This window comes from Thermus sp. LT1-2-5, assembly GCF_040363165.1.
Lineage (GTDB): Bacteria > Deinococcota > Deinococci > Deinococcales > Thermaceae > Thermus.
The window spans coordinates 48,454-65,682 of the sequence record NZ_BSRG01000001.1 but is presented as its reverse complement, the minus strand read 5'-3'; the positions used below and the strand labels follow the sequence as shown (position 1 = coordinate 65,682).

Sequence of the window (17,229 nt, the reverse complement as noted above, 5' to 3'; positions counted from 1 at the left end):
ATGACCTTATATAGTTGAAGCGTATGAATGGTCCCCCGGCATCCCTGGTAGAGGAGCTTTCCCAACTGGGCTACGCCCTGATGCGCCTCCTCTTCTCCCGGGCCAAGGAAGTCTTCGCCCAGGAAGGCCTTTCCCTTCTCCAGGCGGAGGTGCTCCGCTTGGTGAAGGAAGGGGTGCGCCTCCCCTCGCGCCTGGCGGAACACCTGGAAATCCTTCCCTCCCAGGTTTCCCACCTCCTCGCCTCCTTGGAGGACACGGGCCTCCTCCGGCGCCATCCCGACCCCCTGGACCGGAGGCGGGTCCAGCTGGAGCTCACCCCGGAAGGAGAGGCGGTGGCCCTACGGCTCAAGGAGGCCTGGCTCCACGTGTTCGGCCAGACCTTGGCCCGGCTTAGCGAGGAAGAACTTTTCGCCTTCCGCGCCCTGTTGACCAAGCTCACGGAGGTGGAACGTGGCTAGGCACCTGGCCCTCGTTCTCCTCCTCGTCCCCGCCTGGGCCCAAGGGGCTTTTGCGCCCCTGAAGGACCATCCCCTAAAGCGGCAAGCGGAGGCCTACCTGGTGGCGGCAGCCAAGGCCTGGGAGGCCCAGGCCTCTCCCGTGGCGGTCAACCTCCAAGGGAACTACGGCCGCTTCGGCTACGAGTGCACGCCGCCCAGCCTTTGCGCAAGCCTCCCCGAGGACGGCAAGGCCCTCACCCTAGCCCTGGTCCTCACCCCCTTCCCCTTCGGCGAGGGCGCCGACGGGATAGAGCGGGCCAGGATTGGCCTGAGGCGGGCGGAGCTCGCCTACCGCAAGACCCTCGCCGCCCTCCAGGCCCAGGCGGTGGCCGCCCACGGCCGCTACCGCGAGGCCCGCTTGGGAGTAGCGCTCGCTGAAAAAGGCGTGGAAATCGCCGCCCTCGCCCTCGAGGCGGCCCGGAAGCGGCAGGCGAACCCCAAGGACCTGAGGGAGGCGGAACTCGCCCTACAAGAGGCGCAAAACCGCTTGGCGGATGCGCAGCTTGGCCTAAAGCTCGCCCAGCAGGCGGCGGAAGGGCTGGTGGACCTGGAAGCCCCCTTACCGGAGATCCCCCCTCCCCATGGCACCACCCCCTTGAGCCTCGAGGAGGCCCGGCTCGACCTGGCCGAGGCGCGGATCGGCGAAGGGGCCGCCTGGCGCAACCTCCTTCCCACCCTCCAGGGAAGCCTCTTCCTTTACCCTTCGGGGAACGACACCCTTTCCTTAAGCCTCTCCAGCAAAGACCTCCGCCCCACGCTTAGCTACACCCGGCAAGACCCCGCCAAGCCCCCCACCACCCTCCCGGGCACCGGCCAGTACCGGACCACGGAGGAGCTTAGGCTTTCCCTTTCCCTCACCCTCTCCCCCGGCCTCTTCGCCGCCTATGAGGCGGCCAAGGCCCAGGTGCGGGGGGCGGAGGAGGCCTACAAGGCGGCGGAGGTCCAAGCCAACCTGGAAAAGGCCCGCTTGGAAAACGCCTTGAAGAGCGCCGAGGCCAGCCTCGCCCTGGCCCGCCTGCGCCAGGATGCGGCCAAAAGGGCCTTAGAGGAGGCGGAAACGCGCCTAGCTCTGGGCCTGGAAAGCCCCTTGGGGGTCAAGCAGGCGGAGCTTACCCTATTGCAGGCGGAACTTGGCATGGTGCAGGCGGAAAACACATTGAGAAACCGGCTTATGGAGCTTTACCAGTTCTACGGCGAAATCCTTCCGGAGGTAGCGCAATGAAGAAGTTTCTATGGATCTTGGCCCTTCTGGCTCCCGTCCTGGCACAGCCCCTCCCCGAGGCCCTGAAGAAGGCCCCGGAGGTGGCGGCGGTGGTCACCGCCCGATTGGAGTACGAGATGCGGCAAAAAGACCTGGCCCGCACCCTGCAAGACCCCTTGCGCACCCCCTTGGCGGAGCTCCAGGCCCGCCAGGCGGAGGCCCTGGCCAAGGCCCGGCTGGAACGGGCCTTGGCCCAGGCGGAAAGCGACATCGTGTCCGCCTACGTCCAGGCCCGGGAGGCGAGCCTCCAGGTGGCCCTGGCGGCCAAGGCCCTAGAGATCGCCGAGCTTGGGCTTAAGGCAGCGGAGGTGCGCCTCAAAGGGGGTGGGGCCACCAGCCTGGACCTCCTCGAGGCGCAAAACCGGGTCCTGGAGGCCCGCAAGAACCTGGAAGCGGCCAAGCGGGGGGAGGAAAGCGCCCTGGCCGCCCTGGCCAACCTGGTGGGCCCCTGGAAGCCGGAGGCGGTGGAGGCGCTACCCCCCCTGCCCGAGGAGGCCCTGGTGGAAACCCTCCTCCAGGCCCACGCCGACCTCCTCAACCTAAGGCAGTCCCTGGAACTCCTCCGCTTCCAGCGGGGGCTTTTGGACGAGAGCTTCGCCCCCAGGAAGGACCTCGAGGCCCTGGAGGACCAGGCCAAGACCCTGGAGGAAAACCTCAAGAACTTAGAGCGCTCCCTCCGGGTGGGCCTAGAGGCCCGCTTCGCCCAGCTCGCCCCCCTCCTCCAAGGGGTGAAGGCGGCGGAGGAGGCGTATAGGGCGGCCAAGGAGCGCTACCAGGCGGAGGAAAGGCGCTTCCAGGCGGGGCTCACCAGCCGCCTGGGCCTCCTGCAGCAGGAGCTCGCCCTCCTCCAGGCCGGGCTTTCCCTAGAACAGGCCAAGCACGCCTACTTGAAGGCCTACTACGGCCTTCTGGCCTCGAGGTGAACATGAAGCGCCCTTGGCTTCTTCTCCTTCCCCTACTCCTCGCCGCCTGCGCGCCCAAAAAGGCCGAGGCCCCCAAGCCCGAGGCGCAAGGCCCTCTAAAGGTAGAGGTGCGGGTGGTGGCAGCCCAGCGGGGGGTTCTGGAGCGGGAAAACAGGGTCTCCGCCACCTTGCAGGCGGAAAGGGACAGCCTGGTGGCCGCCGGGGCCTCAGGACGGGTGGTGCGCACCCTGCCGGCGGGAAGCCGGGTGGGGGCCGGGGAAGGGGTGGTCTTCTTGGACCCGGCGCCCTTTCAAGAGGCCCTGGAGGCGGCGAGGCTTAACCTCAAGCAGGCGGAGGCCAACCTGGAGCGGGCGCGAAACCAGCTTCAGGGCAACCGCCTCGCCCTCTTGGCCCAGCTCCAGGCGGCGGAGGCCCAGTTCCAGGCGGCGAGGCGGCGCTACGAGGAAGGCAAGGCCCTCCTGGAAGCGGGCGCCCTCGCCCCCTTGGACCTCAAGGCCTTGGAGGCCAACCTCCACCAGGCCCAAAGCGCCTACGAAAACGCCAAGGAGGCCCTTTCCCGTCTGGATAGGGCCGAGGACATCCGCCTCTTGGAGCTCCAGGTGGAGGCGGCCCGGCTCCAGGTGCGCCAGGCGGAGCGAAACCTTAGGGAAAGCGTGGTCCGGGCCCCCTTCCCCGGGGAGGTGGTGGAGGTCTTCGTGAAGGAAGGCGAGTTTGTGGGCACGGGAAGCCGGGCCTTCCGCCTGGCCACCACAGACCGGCTCCTGGCCAAGCTCTACCTCCCCCCAGAAAAAGCCCAGGCCCTCACCCCGGAAACCCTCTTCACCCTCAGGCAAAACGGCAAGGTGGCGGAGGCTAGACTCCTGCGCAAGACGGACCTTCCTGGCCAGACCCGACTCGTGGAGGTGGTGCTCAAGCCCCTCTCCCCCCTCCTCCCCGGGCCGGCGGAGGCGCGCTACCGGGAAAGGGTGGCGGAGGGCCTCCTCCTCCCCGCGGGAGCGGTGCGGGCCGAGGCGGGAGAGGCGGTGGTCTACCTCCTGGAAGGGGACAAGGTCGGGCAGCGCCCTGTACGCCTCCTGGCCCAGGAAGGGGGAAAGGCGGTGGTGGAAGGCCTTCCCGAGGGGGCTAGGGTCATCTACCCCGTGCCCGAAGGGCTAAGGGACGGGGACCCGGTGGAGGTGGTGCCGTGAGGGAAAACCCCCTGGTGGCCTTCTTCGTGGAGCGCTTCGTCTTCGCCACCGCCATCTTCGTGGGGCTTGTGCTGGTGGGGCTTCTTCTGGGGCTTGGCCTGGGGGTAGAGCTCCTGCCCCGCTTCAGCGTGCCGGTGGTGGCGGTCTCCACCTCTTACCCCGGGGCCGGACCGGAGGAGGTGGCGGAGCAGGTTTCCAAGCCCCTGGAGGACGCCCTTTCCACCCTAAGCGGGGTGGACACCATCGGCTCCAGCTCCACCGAGGGGTTTAGCCTGGTCTTCGTCCAGTTTCAGCAGGGGGTGGACGTGGACCGGGCGGCGGTGGAGGTGAGCCAGAAGGTGGCGGCCGCCCGGGGGCAGCTTCCCCGGGACGCCTCGGCCCCCGTGGTGCAGAAGTTCGACCCCTCGGCGAGCCCCATCCTCTACATCGCCCTCGAGGCCCCCGGGGAAGACCTCTCCCAGGTCCTCCGCTACGCCGAGCGCACCCTCAAGCCCAAGCTCCAGCTGGTGCCCGGGGTGGCGGATATCCGCCTCACCGGGGCCCCCAAACGGGCCATCCGCGTCTATCTGGACCCAGACCGCCTGGGGACCCTTGGGGTTTCTCCCCTCCAGGTGGTGCAGGCCCTCTCCACCTCCGCCCTAAACCTCCCCTTAGGAAGCCTCACCGAAGGGGAAAAACGCCTGGTCTACACCCTAAGGAACACCCCCGCCACGGCGGAAGAGGTGGCGAACCTGCTCCTGGACGCAAACCGGGGCCTAAGGGTTCGGGACGTGGCCCGGGTGGCCGAGGAAAGCGACGCCCCCACCACCCTCAACCGCCTGAACGGCCGCCCCGCCGTCCTCCTGGCGGTGGTAAAGACCCCCGACGCCAACGCCGTGGCCGTGGCGGATGGGGTAAAAGAGGCCCTCCAGGAAACCTCCTTGCCCCAGGGCTACCGGGCGGAGGTGGCCCTGGACACCACCCGCTTCATCCGGGCAGCGGTACAGGACACGGTGCGGGAGGCCTTTTTGGCCGCCTTGGCCGTGTCCTTGGTGGTCCTCGTCTTCCTGGGGAAGCTCAACTCGGTCTTTTCCGTGATCCTGGCCATCCCCATCACCCTGTCGGGGGCCATCCTGCTCTTTGGGGTCTTGGGCTTCACCTACAACCTCATCAGCCTCCTCGCCCTCACCGTGGCGGTGGGCATCGTGGTGGACGACTCCATCGTGGTGGCGGAAAACATCGACCGCTACCGCAGGATGGGCTATGGCCTTAAGGAGGCGGTGCTCAAGGGGGCGAGCGAGGTGAGCGTGGCGGTGGCGGCGGCCACCCTAAGCCTCCTGGCCGTCTTCTTGCCCATCAGCTTCCTTCCCGGGATCATTGGCCAGATCTTCCAACAGTTCGGCCTGGGCATGGCAGCGGCCATCGCCGTGAGCTGGTTGGAAGCCCTCCTTTTCCTCACCGTGCGCCTGGCCTACTTCCCCGACCCCGAGCCCCCGAGCCTGAAGGAGGCCTTCGCGGCGTTAGGGCAGCTTCCCAGGGACCTCGCCTGGGCCTACCGGCGGGGATACCGGGGGGCGGTGGGGCTCCTTCTGGGCCTGCTTTTCGCCCTCCTCCTCTTCCGCCAAGGCCCCCTGTTTCTCCTCCTGCTTCCCCTCTACCCTGCCCTCTTGGGCCTTATTCGCTACCTGGGCCGCTTCCTCCTGGACCTCTTTGGGGCCTCGGCCCGGGGGCTCCACACCGCCGCCGAGGCAGGGCTAGAGCGCCTCACCCAGGCCTACGTCCGGGGCCTAAGGAGCGCCCTCGCCCGCCCCGGCCTGGTCCTGGGGCTTGCCGCTTTGGCCTTCCTTTCCATCTTCCCCCTCCTACCCCGCATCCCCTTCAACTTCACCCCCCGCTCCGACACCGGGGTCCTCACCGCCACCCTCCTCTTGCCCAAGGACACCCCCCTTTCCGTTTCCGACCGGGCGGCGCGGGCCCTAGAGGCCTACTTCCTCGCCCACCCCGCCGTGGCCCGGGTGGTGACCACCGTGGGGGCAAGCGCCACGGGGGGAGCTCAGGTGGGGGACGCTTCCCGGGTACAGCTTCAGATCGTCCTCAAACCCAAGCACGAGCGGGAAGATATCTTTACCCTCACCGATGTCTTCAACCGGGAGGGGAAGGCCCGGCTTCGGGACTTCCCCGGGGCCGACCTCCGCGTCCTGGCCCAGACGGGCCCCGAGGCGGGGGACGCCGACCTCCAGTTCTTCCTGGTGAGCCCGGACCGCGCCCTCCTGGAGGCCCGGGCCCAGGCCATCGTGGACCTCATCGCCCAAAAGCCCTACGTGCTGAACGTGAAGAGCACCCTCGAGGCCACCCAGCGGGAACGGGTCTTCCTCCCAGACCCGGCGCGGCTTTCCGGCACCGGCCTCACCCCTCAGGACGTGGCCCAAACCCTCCGCCTCTACCTTTCGGGCACCCAAGCGGCCACGGCCCGCCGGGGCGGGGAGGAGTTCCCCATCGTGGTGCAGATGGACCCCTTGCGCCTAGGCGGGGAAAGCGACCTCCTCTCCCTACCCGTCTACGCCCCCGCCCTGCAGGCCTTCCTGCCCCTTTCCAGCCTGGGGAGCTTCCAGGAGCGGCCCGGGCCCACCCTCATCTCAAGGCGCAACCAGGCCTACGCCGCCGGCATCAACATCAACCTCCGCCCCGAGGCCCCAGGGAGCTTCCAAATCCAGCAGGAACTCACCCAGGAGCTCAAGGAAAAAGGGCTTTTGGGGGACGGGGTGGAGCTCACCGCCACCGGCCTGGGGAGCTTCACCGGGGAGCTTGCCCGCCTGGCTCCCTTGGCCTTCCTCCTGGCCCTGGTCCTCAACTACCTGGTCATCGCCAGCCAGTTCAACGCCTGGCGCTACCCCTTGTACCTCCTCCTCCCCGTGCCCCTGGCCCTGGTGGGGGCCTTCTGGCTCACCTACCTCCTGGGCACTGGCCTGGACGTGATCAGCGTCTTGGGGGTGGTGATGCTCATCGGTCTCGTCACCAAAAACGCCATCCTCCTCCTGGACTTCGCCGTGAAGCGCATGCGGGAGATGCCCCTCAAGGAAGCCCTGGTGGAAGCGGCCCGGCTCCGGCTTCGGCCCATCCTCATGACCACCCTCACCGTGCTCATCATCAGCCTTCCCCTCCTCCTGGGCACCGGGGAAGGGGCGGAGTACCGCAAGCCCTTAGGGGTGATCATCCTGGGCGGGCTCCTTTCCTCCACCCTCCTCACCCTCTTCGTGGTGCCCGCCGCCTTCTACACCTTTGAGGGGAGGCGGGCCAAAGCCCCCGTTCTGAGGTAGGCCATGGACATGAAGCGCCTTCTCCTCCTCTTCCTCCTCGCCGCCACCCTCCTAGCGGCGGGGGTGGTGGGCCTGAGCTTCTACTTCCTGCGGCCCCTCAGGGCCGAGCCCTGGGTGCGGGAGGCCCTCACGCGCACGGGCCTTGGGGTGAAGGAAGCCCCGTACGGCCTGGAGCTCACCCCCCAAAACCCAAAGGCCCTCCTGGCCTTCTACCCCGGGGCCCGGGTGGAGCCCCTGGCCTACGCTCCCGTCCTCGCCCCCGTGGCCCAGGCGGGGTATCTGGTGGTCCTCCTCAAGGTGCCTTCCGGGATCGCCCTCCTGGCCAAGGAGCGGGCCCTCGAGGCCAAGGCCGCCCACCCGGGCCTCCCCCTGGTGGTGGGGGGACACAGCCTGGGCGGGGTGGCGGCGGCGGAGCTGGCCGCCCGGGAGAAGCTTCCCCTGCTCCTCTTCGCCAGCTACCCCGAGGCCGACCTCTCCGGGGAAGACCTCCCCACCCTCGCCCTCTTCGGCACGGAGGATGGCCTCCTCTCCCCCCAGGAGGCCCGGGAACGGACCAAGAAGCTTCCCAAGCGCGCCCGGGTGGTCTTCGTGGAGGGGCTGAACCATGCGGGCTTCGGCGCCTACGGGGCCCAACGGGGGGACAGGCCCGCCACCCGGCCCCGGGAAGTCCTGTGGCAAGAGATCGCCCAGGAGGTCCTCCTCTTCCTGGAAAGCCTCGGGTGGGACACCCCTCCCCCGCCCCAGGCCCTACGCTGAGGGCATGGAACGCACCCACGAGAAGGTTCTACAGGCCATGCGGGAAAACCTAGGGGAGGGCCTCCCTGAGGCTATCCCCCTCCTGGCGGAAAAGGCCCCGGGGCTTCTTTTGGAACACGGGCGGAGCTGGACCTTCGCCATGCCGGAAAAGGGGGCGCTGGACGAGAAGACCCGCACCCTGATCCTCCTCGGCATCGCCCTGGCCACGGGGGCTTCCCCGTGCGTGAAGGCCATGGCCCACCGGGCCAAGCGGCTGGGGGTTTCCCAGGAAGAGCTCTTGGAAACCCTCAAGATCGCCCGCCAAGCCCAGGCCAACGCCGTCTTGGACCACGCCGCACCCCTTTTGCAGGTGTTATAGTGGGGAAAGCCGGGGTGGGCGCCCCCCCTCGGAACACTTCCCCCCACAATCCACGCCTTGCCTTAACCCTTGGCCCCTCGGGGGAAGGGAAAGGAGCCAACATGAAGGATAGCTTCAAGACCCTGAAGACCCTAGCAACCCGAAGCGGCACTTACGGCTACCACGACCTCACGGAACTGGAGCGGCAGGGGGTGGCGGAGGTAAGCCGCCTGCCCTTCTCCATCCGGGTGATGCTGGAAAGCCTCCTACGGAACGAGGACGGCTACCAGGTGACCCGGGAAGACATAGAGGCCTTGGCCCGCTGGCAACCCGAGCCCGGGGAGGTCAACGTGCCCCTGAAGCTGGCCCGGGTGATCCTCCAGGACTTCACCGGGGTGCCGGCGGTGGTGGACCTGGCGGCCATGCGGGACGCCGTGGCCAAGCGGGGCGGGGACCCCAAGCGCATCAACCCCGTGGTGCCCGCCGACCTGGTCATCGACCACTCGGTGCAGGTGGACGCTTTCGGCACCGCCTACGCCTTCTTCTACAACGTGGAGAAGGAGTACGAGCGCAACCGGGAGCGCTACCTCCTCCTCAAGTGGGGCCAGGAGGCCTTGGAAAACTTCCGGGTGGTGCCCCCGGGCACGGGCATCGTCCACCAGGTGAACCTGGAGTACCTGGCCAAGGTGGTGATGACGGAGAAGCGGGATGGCCTCACCCTGGCCTTCCCCGACAGCCTGGTGGGCACGGACAGCCACACCACCATGGTGAACGGCCTAGGCGTCTTGGGCTGGGGGGTGGGGGGCATCGAGGCCGAGGCGGTGATGCTGGGGCAGCCCTACTACATGCTGGCCCCCAAGGTGGTGGGCTTCAAGCTCTACGGGGAGCTTCCCGAAGGGGCCACGGCCACGGACCTGGTCCTCACCATTACCGAGATCCTGCGCAAGCACGGGGTGGTGGGGAAGTTCGTGGAGTTCTACGGTCCTGGTGTGTCCAAGCTCCCCCTGGCGGACCGGGCCACCATCGCCAACATGGCCCCCGAGTACGGGGCCACCATGGGCTTCTTCCCCGTGGACGAGGAAACCCTGAATTACCTCCGCCTCACCGGCCGCCCCGAGGCGCTCATCGAGCTGGTGGAGGCCTACACCCGAGCGGTGGGCCTCTTCCGCACCCCCGAGGCCGAGGAGCGGATCCGCTACTCCGAGTACCTGGAGCTGGACCTCTCCACGGTGGAGCCCTCCTTGGCCGGCCCCAAGCGCCCCCAGGACCGGGTGCCCCTCAAGGAGGTGAAGGGGAGCTTCCTGGCCCACCTCACCAAGCCGGTGAAGGAGCGGGGCTTCGGCCTTTCCCAGGACCAGCTGGGGAAGCGGGTTCTGGTCAAGCGGCAGGACGAGGAGTTTGAGCTCGCCCACGGGTCCGTGGTCATCGCCGCCATCACGAGCTGCACCAACACCTCCAACCCTTCGGTGATGCTGGGGGCGGGGCTTCTGGCCAAGAAGGCGGTGGAGGCGGGGCTGGACACCAAGCCTTGGGTCAAGACCTCCTTGGCCCCCGGCTCCAAGGTGGTGACGGACTATCTGGAAAATAGCGGGCTTCTGCCCTTCCTCGAGGCCCTCCGCTTCCACGTGGTGGGCTACGGGTGCACCACCTGCATCGGGAACTCCGGTCCCCTCCCGGAGGACATCGCCAAGGCGGTGGAGGAGGGGGACCTGGTGGTGGCCGCCGTCCTCTCCGGCAACCGCAACTTTGAAGGGCGCATTAACCCCCACGTGAAGGCCAACTACCTGGCTAGCCCCATGCTGGTGGTGGCCTACGCCCTGGCCGGGCGCATGGACATCGACTTCACCACGGAGCCCCTGGGCTACGACCCCAACGGCAAACCCGTCTACCTCAAGGACATCTGGCCTTCCATGGAGGAAATCCAGGAGGCCATCCGGAAGACCCTGGACCCCGAGCTCTTCAAGAAGGAGTACAGCAGGGTGTTCGAAGGGGACGAGCGCTGGCAAGCCCTCCCCGCCCCCACGGGGGAGCTCTACCGCTGGGACCCCGAGAGCACCTACATCCAAAACCCGCCCTTCTTCGAAGAGCTGGGGAAGGGGCAGGTGGGGGATATCCGGGGGGCCCGGGTCCTCCTGGTCCTGGGCGACTCCGTGACCACGGACCACATCTCCCCCGCCGGGGCCATCCCGGTGAAAAGCCCCGCCGGCCAGTACCTCATCAGCAAAGGGGTGAAGCCCGAGGACTTCAACTCCTACGGCGCCCGCCGCGGCAACCACGAGGTGATGATGCGGGGCACTTTCGCCAACATCCGCATCAAGAACCTCATGCTGGACGGGATCGAGGGGGGCTACGCCAAGAAGCTCCCCGAAGGGGATGTGGACTTCGTGTACAACGTGGCCATGCGCTACAAGGCGGAGGGCACGCCCCTTTTGGTCATCGCCGGGAAGGAGTACGGCACCGGCTCCAGCCGCGACTGGGCCGCCAAGGGCACCTACCTCCTCGGGATCAAGGCGGTGCTGGCGGAAAGCTTTGAGCGGATCCACCGCTCCAACCTGGTGGGGATGGGGGTCCTGCCCTTGGAGTTCCTCCCCGGGCAAAACCGGGAAACCCTGGGCCTCACCGGGTACGAGGTTTACGATATCCTGGGCCTCGAGGACCTCAAGCCCAGGAAGCTGGTGGAGATCGTGGCCCGCAAAGAGGATGGGAGCGAGGTCCGCTTCCAGGCCCTCGCCCGCCTGGACACCCCCGTGGAGGTGGACTACTACAGGAACGGGGGCATCCTGCAGACGGTGCTCCTCCACCTCCTTCAGGAGGCCAAGGCGGAGTAAGAAGCAAAGTACCCCGGGGGAAGCCCCCCCGGGGTTTTGCTTTGCCTAGAGGCCGGCCCCGATCTCCAGCTGAGGGTTAGGTCGGGCGCCCTCGGCCTCCGCCTCCCGGGCTTCGATCTTGCCCTTGATGCGCTTGAGGCGGAAGGTGTCCTCCCGTTCCCGTTGCTCCAGCACCTGCTGGATGAAGCGGATCTGGGAGCGGATGCCGGGGATCACCACCTGCTCCAGGGCGTTCACCCGCCGCGTGGTCTTCTTGATCTCCTCGCCGATCTTCTTCAGACGGGTTTCCGTGTTGGCCACCTGGACCAGGGCCTCGGCGTAGCGGCGGAAGGCGCGGGCGGCCTCGAGGGTGTAGGCGGGGGTGCCCACGGGGGAAAGCACCGCCTTGTCGGGGAAGGTGGCCTTGAGCCTGGGCACCTTGCTCCCCCAGACGTTTTCCACCTCCGCCTCCACCCCCTCCAGGGGTGGAACCCCGAGGCTAGCGGCGGCCACGCTCTCGGGCCCGTCAAAGGCCTGGGCCAGGAGGAGGGCGGAATAGGCCTCCTGGGCCGCCTGGTTCAGGGCCTTCCTGGCCTCCAAGGCCTCCCGCACCAGGCCGAAGAACTCCGCCACCAGGGCGTCCCGCTTCTTCTTCAGAAGGTCCACCCCCTTCTGCGCCAGGCGGAGCTGCCCCCGCCTTTGCAGAAGGTTCATCCGGGTGGGGCTGACCTGGCTCATGCCGCCTCCTTAGTCCAGGGCCTGCGGAGCGCCCCAGATTTCTTCCAGCTTCTGCCCGTAGTACTTGCCGATGTGGTCCTTGGAAATGCGCTTGAGCTCGCCCTGGGGAAGCATGGAGAGGAGAGCCCAGGCGATCTGTAGGCTCTCCTCGATGGAGCGGTTCTGCTGGCCTTGGTTGATGAAGTGCTTCTCAAAGGCGTCGGCGAACTGCAGGTAGCGGCGGTCGTTCTCCGTGAGGGCGTCCTCGCCGATGATGGCCACCAGCTTGCGGATGTCCACGCCGTTGGCGTAGGCGGAGTAGAGCTGGTCGGACACCTGCTTGTGGTCCTCCCGGGTCTTGCCCTTGCCCACCCCGTTGTTCATGAGCCGGGAGAGGGAGGGCAGGGGGTCGATGGGCGGGTAGATGCCCTTGCGGTGGAGTTCCCGGGAGAGCTGGATCTGCCCCTCGGTGATGTAGCCGGTGAGGTCGGGAATGGGGTGGGTCCGGTCGTCGTCGGGCATGGAGAGGATGGGGATCTGGGTCACGCTCCCCTTCTTCCCCACCACCACCCCGGCCCGCTCGTAGATGGTGGCCAGGTCGGTGTACATGTAACCGGGGTAGCCGCGGCGCCCGGGGATCTCCTCCCGGCTCGCCCCGATTTCCCGCAGGGCCTCGCAGTAGTTGGTCATGTCCGTGAGGATGACCAGCACGTGGTAATCGTGCTCGAAGGCCAGGTACTCCGCCACGGTGAGGGCCATGCGGGGGGTGAGGATGCGCTCGATGGTGGGGTCGTCCGCCTTGTTGAGGAAGAGGACGGAGCGGCTCAGGGCCCCGGTGCGCTCGAACTCCTGGATGAAGTAGGAGAGCTCCCGCTGGGTGATGCCCATGGCGGCGAAGACCACGGCGAAGGGTTCCTCCTTCTCCCCTTCCCCGGAGAGGTCGGGGCGCACCGTGGCCTGGCGGGCGATCTGGGCGGCGATCTCGTTGGCGGGAAGGCCCGAGCCGGAGAAGATGGGAAGCTTCTGCCCCCGCACCAGGGTGTTCATCACGTCAATGGTGGAAATCCCCGTTTGGATGAACTCCTCCGGCTTCCTGCGGGCCACGGGGTTCAGGGGAAGGCCCACGATGGGAAGCCGCTTCTCCGGGGTGATGGGGGGCAGGCCGTCGATGGGCTTGCCGATGCCGTTGAAGCGGCGGCCCAGCATCTCCTTGGAAACCCCGAGCCGGGCCACGTCCTCCACCAGGCTCACCGTGGTGGTGGCCAGGTCCAGGCCCGTGGTTTCCTCGAACACCTGGATGACGGCGTACTCCTCGGAAACCTCGATCACCTGCCCGCCCCGCACCCGGCCCGAGCCGTCCTTGATGTCCACGATGGCGCCGTAGGCCAGGTCCTTGGCGTTCTCCACGAAGAGCAAGGGCCCGGAGATATAGGTGACGCCGGTGTACTCCTTTTTCAAGAGGTCCATCTTCCCTCCCTAGGCCAGGGCCTTAAAGGCCCCTTCAATCTCCTTCATGGCTTCCTCAAAGTAGCGGGGGAACTCCTCCTCGCTCACGTAGCGGGCGCGGCCGATGCGCTCGATGACGGGAAGCCCCAGGATCTCGTCGATGCTCACGCCCCGGCGGATGGCCGCCTCGGCCTCCTTGTAGAAGGAGAGGATCATCCTCATGATGCCGTAGGCCTTCCGCATGGAGCAGTAGGCGTCCACCTCGTGGTAGGCATTTTGCTGCAGGAAGTCCTCGCGTATGATGCGCCCCACCTCGATTACCAGGCGCTCGGCGTCCTGGAGGGCATCGGGCCCCACCAGCTGGACGATCTCCTGCAGCCCCGCCTCCCGCTGCAGGAGCTCGGAGATGGCGTCGCGGAGCTCGGGGTAGTCGGGAGCCACGTTCTCCCGGTACCAGGGGTCCAGGGCCCCGGTGAAGAGGGAGTAGGAGCCGTTCCAGTTGATGGCGGGGAAGTGGCGGCGGAAGGCCAAGGAAGCGTCCAACCGCCAGAAGGCCCCCACGATGCGCAGGGTGGACTGGGTCACGGGCTCGGACATATCCCCGCCCGGCGGGGAAACCGCCCCCACGATGGTCACCGCCCCCTCCTCGCCCGCCAGGGTGATCACCTTACCCGAGCGTTCGTAGAAGGCGGCCAAGCGGGCGGCCAGGTAAGGGGGATAGCCCTCTTCCGCAGGCATCTCCTCCAACCGGCTGGAGATCTCCCGCAAGGCCTCCGCCCAGCGGCTGGTGGAGTCGGCCATGAGGGCCACAGAAAAGCCCTGGTCGCGGAAGTACTCGGCGATGGTCACCCCCACGTAAATGCTCGCCTCGCGGGCGGCCACGGGCATGTTGGAGGTGTTGGCGATGAGCACCGTGCGGTGCATGAGGGGACCCCCCGTCTTGGGGTCGGTGAGCTCGGGGAACTCCACCAAAACGTCGGTCATCTCGTTGCCCCGCTCCCCGCACCCCACGTAGACCACCACGTCGGCGTTGGACCACTTGGCTAGGGACTGCTGGGTCACGGTCTTCCCGCTACCGAAGGGCCCGGGGATGGCGGCGGTGCCCCCCATGGCCACGGGGAAGAGGACGTCCAGGATGCGCATCCCCGTGAGGAAGGGGGTGTTGGGGTCTAGCTTCCGCTGCACGGGGCGGGCCCGGCGCACCGGCCAGGTGTGGTACATCTTGAGCTCGGTGCCGTCCTCCAGGACCACCACCGGCTCCTCCACGGTGTACTCCCCGGCGGGCTTCACCTCCTTCACCCGGCCCTTCACGTCCGGGGGCACCAGGATCTTGTGGGTGAAGTTGAACTCGGGCACGGTGCCCAGGACCATGCCCCCCTTCACCTCGTCTCCGGGCTTGACCCTAGGGGTCCAGGCCCACTTCTTTTCCCGGTCCAGGGCGTGGACCACCACGCCCCGGGTGATGTAGATCCCCGTCTTCTCCTGGATGCGCTCCAGGGGGCGCTGAATGCCGTCGTAGATGCCGTTGAGCATCCCGGGGCCCAGCTCCACCGCCAAGGGAAGCCCGGTGGAAACCACGGGCTCCCCCACCTTGAGGCCCGAGGTGTCCTCGTAGACCTGGACGAAGGCGGTGTCCCCGTCCAGGCGGATGATCTCCCCCACCAGACCCTCGTTGCCCACCTTGCAGATATCGTACATGCGGGCCCCGAGCATGCCCTTGGCGATCACCGCCGGACCCGCGATCTTCTCAATCACGCCTTGGATCATCTTCCCTCCATCCTACAACTTGATGTCAAAGCCGATGGTGCGCCGCACCAGCTCCCGCATGTAGCCTTCCACGTCGGGGTTCTGGAACGCCTCCTTCAGGCCCGCCATGGGCAGGAGGACCGGGAGGTCCTTCCCCCGCATGAGGCGCTCCACCGCCTTTTCCGGTTCCGGCAAAAGGCCTTGGTCCACGGCCACCAAGGCGTAGGCCCCCTGTTGCACGAGCCTTTCCAAGAGGGCCCTGGCCTCCTCCGGGCTTTGGGCGGCGTACGCCTCGAGGCCCGCCAGCCGGAAGCCCTGAGCGGCCTCGGGGTCGGCGATCACGGCGATCCTCATGCGCAGGCCACCTCCTCCTCCACCTGGGCCCGGGGCAGGCCGAAGTAGGCCCGCCGGGCCAAGAGCCTAAGCCGCATAGCCTCCCACTCCCGCTCCTTCACGTAGGCCAGAACGAGCCCCGCCCCCAAGGGGTCGGAAGCCCCTTTCTTGGCCTCCTTGAGGAGGACGCACCTCAGGCGCTTCTCCAGCTCCTTCAGGTCCAGCACCCCGGCCAAGGGAGCGAAGGGCGTGCCGGAAAGCTCGTCCAAAACGGCATAATCCCCCTCCAGAAGGCGAGAAAAGCGCACCCGGTCCACGAAGCGCCCGCCCCGGATGAAAAGCCCCTCCGGGGATACCCCCTGCCCCTGAAGCTTGAAGGCGGTGCGCAGGTTCTCGGCGTCCACCTCCAGGGCCAGGTAGTCCCGCAAGAAGGGCGCCTCGAGGGCCTTGGCGGTCTTGGCCACGTCCTCGTAAAAGCGCTTGGCCAACAGGGCCTCCACCCGGGCCAGGTCCTGGGTTTCCCGCAGCACCGCCCGCAGGGCCCGGGCCAAGGGGTGGCCGGGGACGGAGAGGACCTGGGCCATGCCGGGAACATCCTGCGCCTCGTAGGCCTGGCGCCAAAGGGCCTCCTTCAGCGTGCCCGGCAGGAGGAGGACCTCCTCAAAGGGGCGGCCCGTGGCCTTGGCCCGCAGGAGGGCCTGCAGATTGGTGAGGTCGTTGCGCAGGAGGAGGAGGCGCACCGCCTCCCTTGCCTCCCCGGTGACCAGACCCGGCAGGTCCCCCACCAGCCGGGCCAGGGTGCGCCCCACCGCCCGGTCCACCTCGGGCAGGCCCTGCCCGGCAAGCTCCGCCCCGTAGACGCTTTCGGAAAGGAGGCGGAGGAACTCGGGGTAGGCCAGGTCCAAGGCCTCCTGGAAGAAGCTCTCCTTGAGGAGGCTTTGCCGCCTGGCCCGCACCCGGGCGTTTAGGTAGGCGAAGTCGTCCGCCATGGCCTAGCCCCAAAGCACTGCGGCCACCTTGGCGGAAAGGGCGTCCCACGCCCGCTCCAGGCGGCCTTCCAGGGTGTTTTCCACCTGGGTTTTACCCTCTTTCCCCAGGGCCCGCACCCCAAGCCGCAAGGCGGGGTCGGCCCTTAGCTCCAGGCCCCGCTCCCGGGCCAGGGGCTCCAGGTGGGGCAGGTTCTCCGGGTGGGAGGCGAGGGCCACGGGCTCGGGCAGGGCGGATAGCGCCTCCAGGGCAAGTTTCCTGAGCACCTCCGGCCACTCGGGCTTTGTCGGCAGGCCCGCCAAGGCCTCCCGCACCTTGGCCTTCACCGCCTCCAGCACCTCGCCCTTCGCCTCGGTGCGGGCGGTGGCCAACAGGAGCTCCCCGGCGCTTTCCGCTCGGCGCAGGGCGGCTTGGTATTGGGCCTCGAGGGCCCGCTTCCTAGCGGCCAAAAGGGCCTCCGCCTTGGCCTCCGCCTCCTTGCGCAGGCCTTCGGCTTTGGTCCTGGCCTCCTCCAGAAGGGTGCGGATCTCCGCCTCCACCTCCTGGCTCAAAATGGCTTCCAGTTTAGACATCTTCCCTCCTTGGGAAAAAGCCCTGCCCCCTTTGGGGCAGGGCCCAAGAAGCCCCTTAGAGCTTGCCGTTCAGGATGAAGGCGATGAGGAGACCGAAGATCACCAGGGTTTCGGGCAGGAGCAGGAAGATCAGGGCGGTACCGAAGTTGCCCCGGTCCTCGGCGATGGCCCCCACGCCGGCGGCCCCGATGCGGGCCTGGGCCACGCCCGTGCCCAAGGCGGCTAGGCCCACGGCAAGCCCCATGCCCACAGCGATGAGGCCACGGTCCAAGCCCCCGGAGGCCGCCGCCTCCTCCGCCGCCAAAGCCAATGCGCCGAACACCGCCACCAGAACCAGAACAAGAAGCTTCTTCATCTCTTTCCC

Annotated in this window: 15 protein-coding genes; 8 read left to right on the top strand and 7 right to left on the bottom strand. The window is 67.8% G+C overall.

The window, feature by feature from the left end; all coding sequences use genetic code 11:
* Window positions 1-23 precede the first annotated feature (23 nt).
* From ABXG85_RS00310 to acnA, 8 genes are all read left to right on the top strand, one after another.
* Window positions 24-458: a MarR family winged helix-turn-helix transcriptional regulator gene (locus ABXG85_RS00310; protein WP_353511745.1), complete on the top strand. Its 435-nt coding sequence runs from the start codon at window positions 24-26 to the stop codon at window positions 456-458.
* Complete coding sequence (locus ABXG85_RS00305) at window positions 451-1,719, top strand: TolC family protein (protein ID WP_353511744.1); 1,269 nt, start codon at window positions 451-453, stop codon at window positions 1,717-1,719. The genes ABXG85_RS00310 and ABXG85_RS00305 overlap by 8 nt, the downstream gene beginning before the upstream one ends.
* Window positions 1,716-2,681, top strand: coding sequence for a TolC family protein (locus tag ABXG85_RS00300; protein ID WP_353511743.1), 966 nt, complete (start codon window positions 1,716-1,718; stop codon window positions 2,679-2,681). The genes ABXG85_RS00305 and ABXG85_RS00300 overlap by 4 nt, the downstream gene beginning before the upstream one ends.
* A 2-nt stretch (window positions 2,682-2,683) precedes the next feature.
* Window positions 2,684-3,868: an efflux RND transporter periplasmic adaptor subunit gene (locus ABXG85_RS00295; RefSeq protein ID WP_353511742.1), complete on the top strand. Its 1,185-nt coding sequence runs from the start codon at window positions 2,684-2,686 to the stop codon at window positions 3,866-3,868.
* Window positions 3,865-7,164: an efflux RND transporter permease subunit gene (locus tag ABXG85_RS00290; RefSeq protein ID WP_353511741.1), complete on the top strand. Its 3,300-nt coding sequence runs from the start codon at window positions 3,865-3,867 to the stop codon at window positions 7,162-7,164. Before ABXG85_RS00295 ends, ABXG85_RS00290 begins: the two co-directional genes overlap by 4 nt.
* 3 nt (window positions 7,165-7,167) lie before the next feature.
* Complete coding sequence (locus ABXG85_RS00285; protein WP_353511740.1) at window positions 7,168-7,920, top strand: alpha/beta hydrolase; 753 nt, start codon at window positions 7,168-7,170, stop codon at window positions 7,918-7,920.
* 4 nt (window positions 7,921-7,924) lie between these two features.
* Complete coding sequence (locus tag ABXG85_RS00280; protein ID WP_353511739.1) at window positions 7,925-8,278, top strand: carboxymuconolactone decarboxylase family protein; 354 nt, start codon at window positions 7,925-7,927, stop codon at window positions 8,276-8,278.
* A gap of 101 nt (window positions 8,279-8,379) precedes the next feature.
* Complete coding sequence (acnA, locus tag ABXG85_RS00275) at window positions 8,380-11,085, top strand: aconitate hydratase AcnA (protein ID WP_353511738.1); 2,706 nt, start codon at window positions 8,380-8,382, stop codon at window positions 11,083-11,085.
* Window positions 11,086-11,130: 45 nt separating this feature from the next.
* Here the strand turns inward: acnA and atpD are convergent, their stop codons facing one another.
* From atpD to ABXG85_RS00240, 7 genes are read right to left on the bottom strand one after another with little or no spacing between them, the layout of a single operon-like run.
* The gene (atpD, locus tag ABXG85_RS00270; protein WP_353511737.1) at window positions 11,131-11,802 is read right to left on the bottom strand and encodes a V-type ATP synthase subunit D; all 672 of its coding nucleotides are present in this window, start codon (window positions 11,800-11,802) and stop codon (window positions 11,131-11,133) included.
* A gap of 9 nt (window positions 11,803-11,811) precedes the next feature.
* The gene (locus ABXG85_RS00265; protein WP_039459007.1) at window positions 11,812-13,248 is read right to left on the bottom strand and encodes a V-type ATP synthase subunit B; all 1,437 of its coding nucleotides are present in this window, start codon (window positions 13,246-13,248) and stop codon (window positions 11,812-11,814) included.
* Window positions 13,249-13,257: 9 nt separating this feature from the next.
* Window positions 13,258-14,994, bottom strand: coding sequence for a V-type ATP synthase subunit A (locus ABXG85_RS00260; RefSeq protein WP_353511736.1), 1,737 nt, complete (start codon window positions 14,992-14,994; stop codon window positions 13,258-13,260).
* Between the two features lie 12 nt (window positions 14,995-15,006).
* The gene (gene atpF, locus ABXG85_RS00255; protein WP_353512055.1) at window positions 15,007-15,321 is read right to left on the bottom strand and encodes a V-type ATP synthase subunit F; all 315 of its coding nucleotides are present in this window, start codon (window positions 15,319-15,321) and stop codon (window positions 15,007-15,009) included.
* A gap of 2 nt (window positions 15,322-15,323) precedes the next feature.
* Complete coding sequence (locus ABXG85_RS00250) at window positions 15,324-16,295, bottom strand: V-type ATPase subunit (protein ID WP_353511735.1); 972 nt, start codon at window positions 16,293-16,295, stop codon at window positions 15,324-15,326.
* A 3-nt stretch (window positions 16,296-16,298) separates the two neighbouring features.
* A complete protein-coding gene (locus ABXG85_RS00245) occupies window positions 16,299-16,865 on the bottom strand; it encodes a V-type ATP synthase subunit E (RefSeq protein WP_353511734.1) in 567 nt (188 codons plus the stop codon).
* Window positions 16,866-16,920: 55 nt separating this feature from the next.
* Window positions 16,921-17,220 carry a F0F1 ATP synthase subunit C gene (locus ABXG85_RS00240; protein WP_003046223.1) on the bottom strand — a complete coding sequence of 100 codons (300 nt, stop codon included), beginning with the start codon at window positions 17,218-17,220 and terminating at the stop codon, window positions 16,921-16,923.
* Between the last annotated feature and the right edge of the window lie 9 nt (window positions 17,221-17,229).

Bases quoted from the DNA above. Each gene is read 5' to 3' on its own strand.
- ABXG85_RS00310 (WP_353511745.1), top strand. From the start codon at position 24: ATGAATGGTCCCCCGGCATCCCTGGTAGAGGAGCTTTCCCAACTGGGC.
- ABXG85_RS00300 (WP_353511743.1), top strand. From the start codon at position 1,716: ATGAAGAAGTTTCTATGGATCTTGGCCCTTCTGGCTCCCGTCCTGGCA.
- ABXG85_RS00295 (WP_353511742.1), top strand. From the start codon at position 2,684: ATGAAGCGCCCTTGGCTTCTTCTCCTTCCCCTACTCCTCGCCGCCTGC.
- ABXG85_RS00285 (WP_353511740.1), top strand. From the start codon at position 7,168: ATGGACATGAAGCGCCTTCTCCTCCTCTTCCTCCTCGCCGCCACCCTC.
- ABXG85_RS00280 (WP_353511739.1), top strand. From the start codon at position 7,925: ATGGAACGCACCCACGAGAAGGTTCTACAGGCCATGCGGGAAAACCTA.
- acnA (WP_353511738.1), top strand. From the start codon at position 8,380: ATGAAGGATAGCTTCAAGACCCTGAAGACCCTAGCAACCCGAAGCGGC.
- atpD (WP_353511737.1), bottom strand. From the start codon at position 11,802: ATGAGCCAGGTCAGCCCCACCCGGATGAACCTTCTGCAAAGGCGGGGG.
- ABXG85_RS00265 (WP_039459007.1), bottom strand. From the start codon at position 13,248: ATGGACCTCTTGAAAAAGGAGTACACCGGCGTCACCTATATCTCCGGG.
- ABXG85_RS00260 (WP_353511736.1), bottom strand. From the start codon at position 14,994: ATGATCCAAGGCGTGATTGAGAAGATCGCGGGTCCGGCGGTGATCGCC.
- ABXG85_RS00250 (WP_353511735.1), bottom strand. From the start codon at position 16,295: ATGGCGGACGACTTCGCCTACCTAAACGCCCGGGTGCGGGCCAGGCGG.
- ABXG85_RS00245 (WP_353511734.1), bottom strand. From the start codon at position 16,865: ATGTCTAAACTGGAAGCCATTTTGAGCCAGGAGGTGGAGGCGGAGATC.
- ABXG85_RS00240 (WP_003046223.1), bottom strand. From the start codon at position 17,220: ATGAAGAAGCTTCTTGTTCTGGTTCTGGTGGCGGTGTTCGGCGCATTG.